The 11,911-nt window shown below is 45.8% G+C and carries 9 protein-coding genes and 2 pseudogenes; 10 read left to right on the plus strand and 1 reads right to left on the minus strand.

Annotated elements, in window-relative coordinates; all coding sequences use genetic code 11:
• Together IE055_RS17645 and IE055_RS17650 are read left to right on the plus strand one after the other, a co-directional pair.
• Positions 1-1,121 (plus strand): RHS repeat-associated core domain-containing protein (locus IE055_RS17645; protein WP_229794358.1); only part of this gene is annotated, 1,121 nt, incomplete at its 5' end.
• 10 nt (positions 1,122-1,131) lie between these two features.
• Complete coding sequence (locus IE055_RS17650; RefSeq protein ID WP_189403019.1) at positions 1,132-1,725, plus strand: DUF4304 domain-containing protein; 594 nt, start codon at positions 1,132-1,134, stop codon at positions 1,723-1,725.
• A gap of 307 nt (positions 1,726-2,032) precedes the next feature.
• On the opposite strand, the pseudogene IE055_RS18140 reads toward IE055_RS17650, so the two are convergent.
• Positions 2,033-3,004, minus strand: a pseudogene (locus tag IE055_RS18140) (transposase).
• 271 nt (positions 3,005-3,275) lie between these two features.
• On the opposite strand from IE055_RS18140, the gene IE055_RS17660 reads away from it, so the two are divergent.
• The 8 genes and pseudogenes from IE055_RS17660 to IE055_RS18165 form a co-directional block, all read left to right on the plus strand.
• On the plus strand, positions 3,276-3,920 hold the full coding sequence (locus IE055_RS17660) for a hypothetical protein (protein WP_189403020.1): 645 nt from the start codon (positions 3,276-3,278) through the stop codon (positions 3,918-3,920).
• 246 nt (positions 3,921-4,166) lie between these two features.
• Positions 4,167-6,620 (plus strand): RHS repeat-associated core domain-containing protein, encoded by a 2,454-nt coding sequence (locus IE055_RS17665; RefSeq protein WP_189403021.1) that lies wholly within the window; start codon positions 4,167-4,169, stop codon positions 6,618-6,620.
• 8 nt (positions 6,621-6,628) lie between these two features.
• A complete protein-coding gene (locus tag IE055_RS17670; protein WP_189403022.1) occupies positions 6,629-7,186 on the plus strand; it encodes a suppressor of fused domain protein in 558 nt (185 codons plus the stop codon).
• A 36-nt stretch (positions 7,187-7,222) separates the two neighbouring features.
• The gene (locus IE055_RS17675; RefSeq protein ID WP_189403023.1) at positions 7,223-7,885 is read left to right on the plus strand and encodes a hypothetical protein; all 663 of its coding nucleotides are present in this window, start codon (positions 7,223-7,225) and stop codon (positions 7,883-7,885) included.
• 875 nt (positions 7,886-8,760) lie between these two features.
• On the plus strand, positions 8,761-9,336 hold the full coding sequence (locus tag IE055_RS17680; protein WP_189403024.1) for an SMI1/KNR4 family protein: 576 nt from the start codon (positions 8,761-8,763) through the stop codon (positions 9,334-9,336).
• A 48-nt stretch (positions 9,337-9,384) separates the two neighbouring features.
• A complete protein-coding gene (locus IE055_RS17685; RefSeq protein ID WP_189403025.1) occupies positions 9,385-9,753 on the plus strand; it encodes a hypothetical protein in 369 nt (122 codons plus the stop codon).
• 141 nt (positions 9,754-9,894) lie between these two features.
• Positions 9,895-11,181: a hypothetical protein gene (locus IE055_RS17690; RefSeq protein WP_189403026.1), complete on the plus strand. Its 1,287-nt coding sequence runs from the start codon at positions 9,895-9,897 to the stop codon at positions 11,179-11,181.
• A gap of 256 nt (positions 11,182-11,437) precedes the next feature.
• Positions 11,438-11,911, plus strand: a pseudogene (locus IE055_RS18165) (hypothetical protein); the annotation flags it as partial.

The following is an 11,911-nucleotide window of genomic DNA, read 5'->3' on the forward strand; positions in this document are numbered from 1 at the left end:
GGGCACGCTACTACGACCCCGACACCGCGCGCTTCATCAACGAAGATACCTACCTCGGCGAAAGCAACACACCGCCAAGCCTGCATCGGTATTTGTATGCGTATGGGAATCCGACGGTGTATATCGACCCTGACGGCCACATCGTCTGGTTTGCCGTCATTGCCTATGTCGCTGCAACCGCAGCTAACTCGGCCGTAGATACAGCGGTCGATGTGGCAATTGACGAAACGATTAACGCCGCAACAGGACAAGAGTCAACGACCTCGGCAGAAAGCGTCGGTAAGGGCTTCCTGACGAACTTTGCCGGGAACCTCGTGACCGGCAACACATACGGCAAGGCTAAAAACGTAAAACGCGCAGCCGACGTCGCTGATGCGGTCAAAACCGTCAACACGCGTAAGAAACAAGCCGATAAAGCTAGAAAGGCCAACAAAGCGGATAATGTCGAAGACGCTGCAACAAGCTACACGCCAAAACCAACCGTAAACACGCGAGGAAGTCAGAAGAAATCTCGAGAAACCGTCGACGCCAAGAAACAAGACGCGAAAAGCCAAGAGTCGCTGACGAAAGCGAAGGATGCCGGGCCTAGTAAGGGCACGAACAGGGTTGAGGAAAAGAGAAAGTCGGCAAATAGAGATGATAAGGGAATCGATCCAGACTTGAGAAAACGTGCTGACGGCTTTAAAGCGTACAAGCGAAAGAAAGGAATGTCCTCAGACGAAAAGGTTAGTCCTGATCAGTATAAAAATTTTAGAAGAGGAAACACTGGGGATAATGGTGGAGGTTTTTATAAGCCCAAAGTAAACTATCGTGATCCGCAAATTCATAGTAGTACTGGAAAGGGGATGAATAACCCCAAAGTAAAAGCCGCGGCTACTAGAGGTAGAGAGGCTCATAAAGAATTTGCAGAAAAAGTTAAACAAAAACCAGGGTGGAAGTCAGAAAAAACTATCACCGGACCGAACGGCGAAATATTAAGACCTGATGCCTTAACACCGAGTGGTCGACCAGTCGAGTTGAAACCGAATACACCGACTGGAAGACGGCAAGGTGAGGGACAAATAAAAAAATATAAAGAAGCAACAGGTAAAAACGGTCGTGTTATTTATTATGATCCATAGACGTTGAAGTATGCTGAATGATTTAATTAAAACCCATGTTGCCCCGCTCTTAAGGCAGCATGGTTATAGAAAAAAAGAGATGACTTGGAATAAAACCGAAGACACTTACGTCCGGGTTATCGATTTTCAGTTAAGTAGTTACAGTGACAAGAAAGAAGAGAGTTTCACAATTAACTTAGGGGTATATTCTCCGGCTATTTGGCGGGTTTGCTGGCGGAAAGATCCTCCCAATTTCATTAAAGAAGATGCGTGTTTTCCGAGGTTTAGAGTTGGCCAATTGTTTGGTGGATTTTCAATGGATTCCACAGATCATTGGTGGACCTGCTCAGAAGATACAAACCTTGATGAGTTGGGTATTCAAATCTCAACGGTACTAGAGAATAATTGTATTCCTTTTGTTGAAAGTCTACTAAGCTACGAAAAAATCAATGACTTTTATTCATCTTTGGATACAAATTTGTTGCCAATAGAAAAAGTTTACTTAGCAATCGTCAGGAGCTTTCTCGGAGATAGTAAGGGAGCGATGGATTTGTTAAGTAGTGTCGGGTCAATCTCAAAAGCTTGGGCAACACGAGTTGAGATTGTTGAAAGTCAGCTATCCTAAATCTTAACCCCAAAAAGTATAAAAGGACATATATGAACACACACACAAACACACACAAAAACACACAAAAAGGACACCCATCATAAGAATAAAACACACAAAAAGGACACCCATCATAAGAATCACCCATCATAAGAATGACTTGAAAACATGCCGCCAGTCCCAATTTTGCGCGCGAGATTGATCGCTTTGTTTTGTTTAAAATTCACGCCTAAGTAGCAGGGATGGGGTTTTAGGCAACACATTCCAGTTTCAAGACGAACGAAGGCCTCGCATGACGCGATCCGGTCGATTATTTGTAGATGCCTCAGCCTAGCAGCTGGCGATGATTAACCGTAGACGGGATTCGTTGATAGTGTTTGTCGGAACATACCTGCCTGACGATGTGCTCTGAACCGACCCAATGCTGGAACTGGGTCTCAAATTCAGTCGTGAGCACTTGTCAGGCATCAGTACTCAGACCGAGTCGCTCTAGGATAGACGGCAGCTCCGCGGCAATAGCGCCACGTTTATCTTGTCTCATAATTCGGCCCGTCCAGTCGATAAGTTCGATGTAGTCGGCTAACTTGAATGGCAGTCCGTTTGTATCGACGCTGATGCCGGTGAAGTCTTCTAGATTCCTTTGGCTGTTAGTCTGGGTATTGAGTGAATCAATTCTGGCTTTGATACTGGTGTGATTCGATGTTTCAGGCGTTTTCGCCATCTTGGCGCGAATCGGGTTGAGATCAACGTACGCCATGCACGACAACAACGCGCGCTCATCCAGTAACGCCTGGCTTTTGAATCGCCCCTCCCAAAACCGGCCGGTGCAGCTGTCTTCTTTGTTCGCCTCACGCGCAATGAATTCATTCACGATGCGCATATACCACGAGATATCGCACAGCCTAGAGCGCCACGTTTCGACGTCTTCCAACAAACGTTGATAAAGCACTGGCTCTAGCGCATCCCCGTTCATAAAGCGTTGCGAGAGCATATTACCCGAGAACAATGAATGCCAGCGACGGATCACCTCACGGTCCGACCACGCCTCGGACAACTCGGGTTGGACTCATAATACCACATGATAGTGATTACTCATCACCGCGTAGGCACACATTTTAATAGCGAACGCGTCCGCGGTGTCATGCAACTTATCTTCGAGCCATTGACGCCGATGTTCATAGCTAATGCCTGAGTATCGATCGACACCACATAGATAAGCGCGCCGAACGCAACGCGCTACGCAGTGGTAATACGGTGTATCGGCCAGCGACACAAGAGTGCTTCTTGGTAAGGTCATAACCATCCTTGTTTATTCATCCTTGAATGACTTTATTCTGTCAGGGAAGCGGGTTTATGGCAAGATGGTAATGATGGGTGTCCCCGAAAGACCTCCGAAAGACCCCCGAAAGACCCCAGTCAACTTGCTAAAGACTCCCTTATAGCTGATCCTGCTTCTGCTACTACATTTTCGGGGCGAAGAGCAAGAGCTGCTGGTATTTCAACTGGGACGCCAACTGGTGGTATAAAGACCTACGAGGTTAACGCTTCAAATTTAAACAGGTGATCAGATGGAAGACATGGTTCATAAACTTGGGCAGTCGTTAGATTCATTGCTCGACGATGGCTTTAAATATGTTAAATCTAGATTTGCTCTCGTCAAAAAGCTGAAGGATGGAACTCAAGTGATTGCAATAGATTTACTGCCAACTTCTGAGCCTAATAGGTTTAAGCTCGCTATGCATGCACATGTCCGCCTTAACGTTTTAGAAGATCAATACGCACATTTTCATCCGTTTTTGAGCGCAAAGGATAGAAAGACTAATCCGACACTGGCTTTAAATTGTGACTCTCTTTTCTCTGATAAGGCATTAACTCAGAGCTTTCATGTGGATGAGAATAGACTGGAAGAGGTTGCGACTATATATGCAAAAGCGATTAACGACGATGTGCTTCCATTTTTTGAAGAATTTTATTCCGTGGAAAATTTAGTTGCTTCTTTTGAACAGGCAGATCCCAAATTGTGGATAACTTCAGATCGGCATACTAGAACCTTGGTTCTTTTGAGCGCATATGCATTGGAATCGAATTGGGGTGAATTTGATAAGGTGTCATCAGAGTATATTGAGTATTGTGACAAACCATTTGCTCAAGCATATAAACCGCTCGCCCAAGCAGTTATAGAAGGATTAAAAAAGAGAAGGAGAAAAGTATAAAACGACACCCATCGTAAGAATGACTTCAAAACATGCCGCCAGTCCCAACTTTGCGCGCGAGATTGATCATGCTGCTTTGTAGCACTTAATTGCTGGGTTGGGGTATTAGGCAGCAATTTTCAGATTCAAGACGAGCGAAGGCCTCGCATGACACGATACGGTCGTAGATATAGATGCCTCAGCCTAGAGTAAAGAATATAAAAGGACACCCATCATAAGAATGGCTCTGGTGGCGGCGTTACTGACGTGTCTGTGCGCACCTTCGATTTGCTCGATCGCCTAACGCAGGACACACAACGCGGGCACCTCATCAGCTACCAGTATGACGACAACGGTAACCGCACCCAAGTCACCTCCGTCGGTGGCAGCACCAGCTACACTTATGACAACCGTAATCGCCTGCGCACCGCGACCACTGAGAACGGCACCAGCACCTACACTTACACGGCAGACAGCAAGCAAGCGCAGGTCGAATACCCCAATGGCACCATCACGCGCTACGATTACGATGCGGCGGATCGCACCGTGTCGGCAATCAACGAACGTGTGGTGGGCAACACCGTTGAGCTGATCTCACGCTTTGATTACGACTATGACCTGAACAGCAACCGCGTGCTGCAGACCGAGACTCAAAATGGCTTTGCGGAACGTAAGATTCAGACCACCTCCTACGAGTACGACAACGCGGACCGCATGACCGGCTACGTCATCACCGATCAGGAAACCGGCGATGTACACACCGCGGATTACACTTTCGACTTTAACTACAACCGCGTCACCGAGGTCGAAAAGCAAACCGTTGGCGGTGTCACCACCACCATCAAAGACCGCACGTCTGCCTACGATGGAAACAACCGTCTAACCAGCATTACCGACAACTTAGCCCTAGACAGCTCAGACCCCGACAACAACAGCATCGACTACACCTACGATGCCAACGGCAACACGCTCACCAAAACCGACAACACCCAGAGCGTGCCTGCGCTGACCACGTTCCGGTATGACAGTCGCAATCAGCTCACCCAAGTCATTCGTGGGCCACCAGAGAACGAGGAATCACGCGGCCTCTACGACTACAACGCGCTCGGCATGCGTGTACGCCACCTCGACAGTGAACGTGGCGACATCGAATACCTGTACGATGGCAAATCCATTCTGGAAGAGCGCACACTCGGCACCAACACACTGCTCGCGCACTACCGCTACAGCGACCGCCTGCTGAGCCTCAACACCGCCACCGACGAACACTATTATCACTACAGCGCACTGCGCACCACCGCCAACCTCACCAACGTGGCGGGCGAGATTCAAGCGAGCTACCGCACCGACGTGTGGGGCCACATCACCGCGCAAGAGGGCAGCAGCCCCAACCGCCAAGTCTTCACCGGCCAGGAACACGACGAAAACACCGGCCTAATTTATTTTGGGGCACGTTACTACGACCCCGACACCGCGCGCTTCATCAACGAAGACACCTACCTCGGCGAAAGCAATACACCACCGAGCCTGCACCGGTATTTGTATGCGTATGGGAATCCGACGGCTAACTTTGATCCAGACGGGCATGCGACTAATCGGGAGATAATGGGTATTGACGATGCATCAGTCGACCGGGATATAGCAGCTGGTAAGACTGGTTTTATGGATGCCGTCAAATATGCCGCTAAGTCGACCGCTTATGAAGTTTGGAACTTCGCGTCGCTAGGATTCTTGAAGAGGCAGGATGATCGGCGTCATAAGTATGATCGTGGAATTATCAGCGAATCAGAATTCCATGGTTCTACTTTGGCCGACATGGGAACAACCACAGTGGCGGCTATTGCTGGCGGTGGTGTAGGCAGTCGTGTGGCATCGAAGCTAGGTGGAGGTGTTACAGCCAAGCTTGCCGGTGCTGGAACTGGTTCCGCAATCGATGACGCAACAGTCCAAGCTGGTCAAGTATTGACATATCAGGCGACAGATGGACGGCTGGGGCAAGAGAATTTCGATGCAAAACAGGTAGCCATTTCTGCAACCGTGGGAATCGCCACGCATGGCGTGAGCATGCGTTTGTCTCAGAAGGTCACAAGCGAAAGTAAATCTGGACCCAAGCAGCAACGAGGTAATAGTTTAGGAGCAACCGCTGACGCGGAAGCTGGAATGCCGTACAGCCATCCAGTCAAAGCACCGTCTATGACGGCTCGTGTCAAAGCGAATATTGCCGCAAGCAAGAAGGCGCGCGAGAACAGCGGGTATAGAGACAGCGGGGTAGGACATGCCACTCGAAGGTCAACAGCTGGAAACTTGTTGATAAGAAATAAGGTGGATGGTAACGTTCGTTGGCGTAGAGCTGGTGGGGGAGTTTACCAGTCAAATGCCACAAAAGTAGTAGTGTCCAAGAGTGGTCTATATTCTAAGCGGCGGCCTTATACTCGAAAAACTACAGTGACTAATTCATGGGATAATGCATCCTATGGAAGCAAACCGAACTCAAAAGCATGTCCAGACTGTGGCGGAGATGTCTTTGGAAATCCACATCTAGGTGAGCTAAGAAATACTCCTGACGGGTGGGACGTTGAACATGTAATTAAATGGGAAACGATAAGGCGAGGACTCCATATGAGGGGTGCTACGCCGAGTGAATATAGAGACGCCTACAATGATTTAAATAATACAATTCTGCGTTGTGTATCATGTAATAGAAGAGACAATCAATTATAGGTTTATTTATGAGCAAGCCGCATAGCGAATTCTTACGTCATCATATTGATACTTTCTGCGGCGAAGAGCCAGACAGTCTATATAAAGAGAGTTCTTTGAAAGTTAGTGTTGCCAGATTCGATAATGTTCCCGATGATGGTTTGACTACATTTATTTCTATTGGATTAAGTGGCCATTTATTACAACAACGGAGTGGTAAGAGTATCAGGCAAGAGATTTTGCTTACAGTTGACAATGCATATGCAGATTTTGGAATTGAAAAAGTGATCTTCTCAGTGGCAAAGATAATGCTCGGTCAACACAAAGCTGTTTCTCGTGGCCAGGTTTTAGGCCCCAAAGGTGCTCTATTCCCCGAAGAAGGGACTAATTTGACTAGCCTGCTGTGTAGTTATCCAGCCTTTTTTCCAGAGGAGTTCTCTTTCTTTGAGAATGATGAAACTACGGTTTTTGTAGAGCTAATACCAACACTAAGCAGTGAGGCTGAGTTTATTCAAAAAGAAGGTTGGTCAAAGTTCTTTGAAATGATTGATAAGGGTCGAATCGATATACTTAACTATAATCGATAAAACTATACTGCTCGGAGCACTTGTTGCTGGGGGACCATGAAGATTTGGAGGTTATTTCAGAAAGTCGACATCATCGGTATCACGGCACTTAGTCACGGTGCCTGGTGTTCAAGTAAAACGAATGAATTTTCTCCTGATGTACGAGTTGCGCCTCTCATACTCGAGTGGATAGAAAATGGAATCAAAGATAATTTGGTTATTGCTGAGCTAAGCGATATATATCTGTGCGGTCTCGGCCGGGACTTATTTTCTAAAACAAATGTTGGTAAAAAGTTGGTGGACCAAATTGAAGGAATTGGTTTTTCAAAGGTTGAGTTTTTGAATTCTAAATCGAGCAATGATTTGGTGAGGAGCCTCGATCTGGTTGAAGAGAGCTTTTGTGAGCTATGGGTTTCACATTCATGTAATGCCGATTTACAAAAGTCAACGATATCAAGCTCAGAAGGGAGTTTGATTCTTGAAGGAGTAGAGTGTGTTGATGCGAAATACTGCTCACGCTCAAATGAAATTATTTACACCAGAAAACCGAGAGAAAAAGATAAGGGGCTTTTTGTCGACAAGGAAGAGCTTGGTGCGAACTCATTGTTTAGAGTAAGGGAGTTTCCTAATTGGATACTATGTACGGATATGGCGAAAGAAGTACTGACTCGGTATAAATGTGAGAATATCAATTTTCTCGAGGTCGGGGAGACAGAATGACGTTGCAGTATTGAAAGAATTGCCAATATGGGAAGTATATACTTGAGTGAACTACTTAAGAGGGTAAGGAGGGTGACGGGGAGTGATAAATTAGGAGTTGAATGGCCGCTTGACGATTTTCATTTTTGGGGCGGTCTCAAATCTTTGTTATTTCTTGATCGAGTAGAGTTAGCAATAAATGTTGGTCCGCATGCAATGTCTGTAGAGCAGCTCATTTGCGATTTTGATTAAATTGAAAAGCTCAAGATAGTGAGACAAAGTCTTTAATTGAGATACGTTGTGGTCTCGATGAAGGACCCTCATTCATGCTGGAGGATGATGATCAGTTTCTGAATTATTTAGGAGCATATATCAGAGAAGTTGAAAACCTACTTTAATCATGTGACTCACAAGGAGCGAGAAACGCTTATATATGATCGTTGTGCTCTTAATAATGCGTCTTCGTTTGGCTAATTAGAAATCACGTAGATTTTTATAGCGGGATCAACCTTTGTAAGGCAATCCCAATGCAACTAGTCAATAGGCAGCCAGATAGGACAAGTATTCCTACCTGAAATGAATATAACCCGAAGAATGCCAACGGGAAGGATAGAAAAGCGGCCCAAAGAGAATAATTAGCTATGCGGTGAGGGATTTTAGCCCATGTGCTCGACTTCTTACAATTTGGACAGGTAATGGGATTGCGCTTCGAGAATCGTGTCGCGAAGTCCTGTTGTGAACTAACATCTATGTAGTTTGAACAATGTGGGCACTTGAATTTGCTAAAGTCAAAATAGATGCTCATTAGAACGCTTCGTGCTTGAGGATGTATTCACATATCTAAACACAATAAACCTAGAATTTCCACAGCAAACAAGCGCAGGTCGCAAGCCCGAATGGCACGCGATTACGATGCAGCGGATCGCACCGTGTCGGCTATTAACGAACGTGTGGTGGGGAACTCCGTTGAGCTGATCTCGCGTTTTGACTGCGAACTCGGATCGGAGAAATTGCCAATGAAGCAAATAGATAAAATTATTGATGACTTGAAACACAAGTATTCAACAGTAGAGGTTGGCAAGGGCGTAGATGAGTTGGAGTTGAAATCTGTTGAGAAGAAGCTGAGTGTGACATTTCCAGCTGATTATAAGTATTTTCTTATGAAGTACGGTTACCTTGCTTCTGATGGTCCAGATATTCTTGGTTTAGGCTGTGATCCAGACTATGATGAATATTACTCAATGCTATTTTTTACTTTATATGATAGGAACGGTGAGGTTCCAACATTTTTTACACCGAGGCCTGCAAATACGGTAATAGTTGGAGCTTATGGCGGAGGGGGGCATTTTTTTCTACATTGTGAGGAAAGTAGTAGGTCGGGGGCAGTCGAATTATTATTGGATGAATTAAATGGCAAGCCAGATAAATTAAAATGGCAATCCTTCACCGAATATCTCGCTCACTATGCCTAAGAAATGTTCGAGTTTCCCGTATTTCGTTTTGGTAGTCCGAACTGCTCAATGACAATTTATTTTAATGAGCTTGATCTATTTAGCTGTACACCTCATAGCTTGAAAAGCCTTTCAAATATGGAAGAATACTTTGTCGTGGATTCTATCGGAGTTCGATATAACTTGTACGACCCCAAGTTCGAACCTAAATTAGGTATTTGGCCTGTAATTCTCGGTTTGATTTCGCTCAAGCAGTACGCAATTTCATGGAAAATCGAGGAGCAAGGTTCAGTAGAGCTAAGTGATTTAAAGAACCTCATCAAGAAAGACTTTGAGCGCAATTTCAGCGTGTGGCAAGCATTAGACCTAGACTATTTAAAAGCAAGGATTGATGAGGCAACAACCGTGAGTGAGTTGATTGAAGCCTTCGCAATATAGTGACCCTCTAGCCCTAAAAGAGATGCTTTTTAAGCAGGCGCCTGCCACGCAGGTGCGGAATATCGATCAAGTTTTTCCATTTCTAGATATTATCCGCCCAATCAACTCGATACTCCGGTACTTTAGATTCAGGTATATAGTTTGAGCGATGCAAAAGCACACGGTTTAATTCTATCGGTATTAAAGTGCGTCTATCTTTCGGAGCCAAGACACTCTGTAGGTTATTGTGATTTTGATGCTGGACGCCCCGGGGTATTTGGGTTCACAAGCTGCCGACTCACTTGGTGGTTCGGGCATGAATATCTTGATGCAATCCAGAGATTGGCTTGGTTTTTAAACGAAAACTATTCTGACAGCGTTTTTCGTGTTGAGAACGAAATCATTCGATCGATTGAAGAGGCGTTGCAACTAGTTTGCTTAGATCAGGATTTATTTATTGATTATTATGTTCCGCCAAGGCCAAAAACCTTGTTTAACGCCGCACGTAGCGGTAAACATACTCTGTTGGCGATGCGCATTCTTGATGAAGCTCAGTCAATTCTGAATAGGAGTTTACAGAAAGTAACAGCTGTATATTTTCTGCCAGGCGTTACATCACCCTTAATTTGCCTACCAGAAAATAATATCTATCTGGTCAGTCATGGCGACAACTTGGCTATTTCCAAGCTGCAAGAGGCTGGAATTGCACCTCAAAATTTTAAGGAGGAGGTTAGTGTCTTCAGTCATACGATTAGAGCTCTGGCAGAGGATAATTCTGGATCGTATCTGTTGATAAATACTGAAGGTACATTTGACTCTGTCGTGGAGAGTTGCGATCGAGTGATCAGGCAATTCGTTGCTGTCATGTATTCACAGGTCAGAGTACGAACATCGTCGTTACATACGACTCAAACCACTGATGATGGAGTACTAATTCAATTTGCTAATCTAGGCCAATCCAATGAATGTTCGAGCGGATCTGTTATAGAGCCGCTCATACCTGAATTAGATTCGGGAGAGTTTACGCTTTCAGAGCAAATAGCACGCTCAATAGTTGATTGGTATACAAATACAGCCAAGCTTTCTGAGAATCAAAAAGAGAGAAAGTACTTGGGAGCAAGTCATATCAATCTTGCTTTAAATGAGTCGGGTGACAAAGCCTTTATCTATTATTTCTTAGCACTAGATGCTCTTTTTGGTGTGAAAGGTCGAGTTGAGAGTAGCATCTTGGAAGGAGTGAGGTCATTAGACAGCGGCGACCAATGGGAAGAAAAATTTTCTTTAATTTATAGGCTACGATGTGAGATTTTTCATGGAGGAAAGCGAAAACTTGAAGAGTGTCCAGATCATCTTCGATATCGTAAACACTTTAGGTCAGACCCCGTTTCTGACATAGAGTTGCTTTGTTCAATCTCTTTATTAAGCTTCCCACAAACTGCTCCAAAGTAATGAACACGACAACAGTTCTCCTATCCGAATAAATTAGCCAAATTATAGTGATACAAGCGACAACGGCAACCGCACCCAAGTCACCTCCGTCGGTGGCAGCACCAGCTACACCTACGACAACCGTAATCGCCTGCGCACTGCGACCACTGAGAACGGCACCAGCACCTACACTTACACGGCAGACAGCAAGCAAGCGCAGGTCGAATACCCGAATGGCACCATCACGCGCTACGATTACGATGCGGCAGATCGCACCGTGTCGGCCATTAACGAACGTGTGTCGGGCAACACCGTTGAGCTGATCTCACGCTTTGATTACGACTATGATCTGAACAGCAACCGCGTGCTGCAAACCGAGACGCAGAACGGGTTTGCGGAACGTAAGATTCAGACCACCTCCTACGAGTACGACAATGCGGACCGCATGACCGGCTACGTCATCACCGATCAGGAAACCGGCGATGTACACACTGCGGATTACACCTTCGACTTTAACTACAATCGCGTCACCGAGGTCGAGAAGCAAACCGTTGGCGGTGTCACCACCACCATCAAAGACCGCACGTCTGCGTACGATGGGAACAACCGTCTAACCAGCATTACCGATAATCTGGATCCAGATAATAACAGCATCGACTACACCTACGATGCCAACGGCAACATGCTCACCAAAACCGACAACACCCAAAGCGTGCCTGCGCTCACCACGTTCCGGTACGACAGTCGCAAT

This window comes from Arenicella chitinivorans (assembly GCF_014651515.1).
GTDB lineage: Bacteria > Pseudomonadota > Gammaproteobacteria > Arenicellales > Arenicellaceae > Arenicella > Arenicella chitinivorans.

What these genes read in the sequence shown, in the direction of transcription:
- IE055_RS17650 (WP_189403019.1), top strand. Translation starts at nt 1,132, where the DNA reads ATGCTGAATGATTTAATTAAAACCCATGTTGCCCCGCTCTTAAGGCAG.
- IE055_RS17660 (WP_189403020.1), top strand. Translation starts at nt 3,276, where the DNA reads ATGGAAGACATGGTTCATAAACTTGGGCAGTCGTTAGATTCATTGCTC.
- IE055_RS17670 (WP_189403022.1), top strand. Translation starts at nt 6,629, where the DNA reads ATGAGCAAGCCGCATAGCGAATTCTTACGTCATCATATTGATACTTTC.
- IE055_RS17675 (WP_189403023.1), top strand. Translation starts at nt 7,223, where the DNA reads ATGAAGATTTGGAGGTTATTTCAGAAAGTCGACATCATCGGTATCACG.
- IE055_RS17680 (WP_189403024.1), top strand. Translation starts at nt 8,761, where the DNA reads ATGGCACGCGATTACGATGCAGCGGATCGCACCGTGTCGGCTATTAAC.
- IE055_RS17685 (WP_189403025.1), top strand. Translation starts at nt 9,385, where the DNA reads ATGACAATTTATTTTAATGAGCTTGATCTATTTAGCTGTACACCTCAT.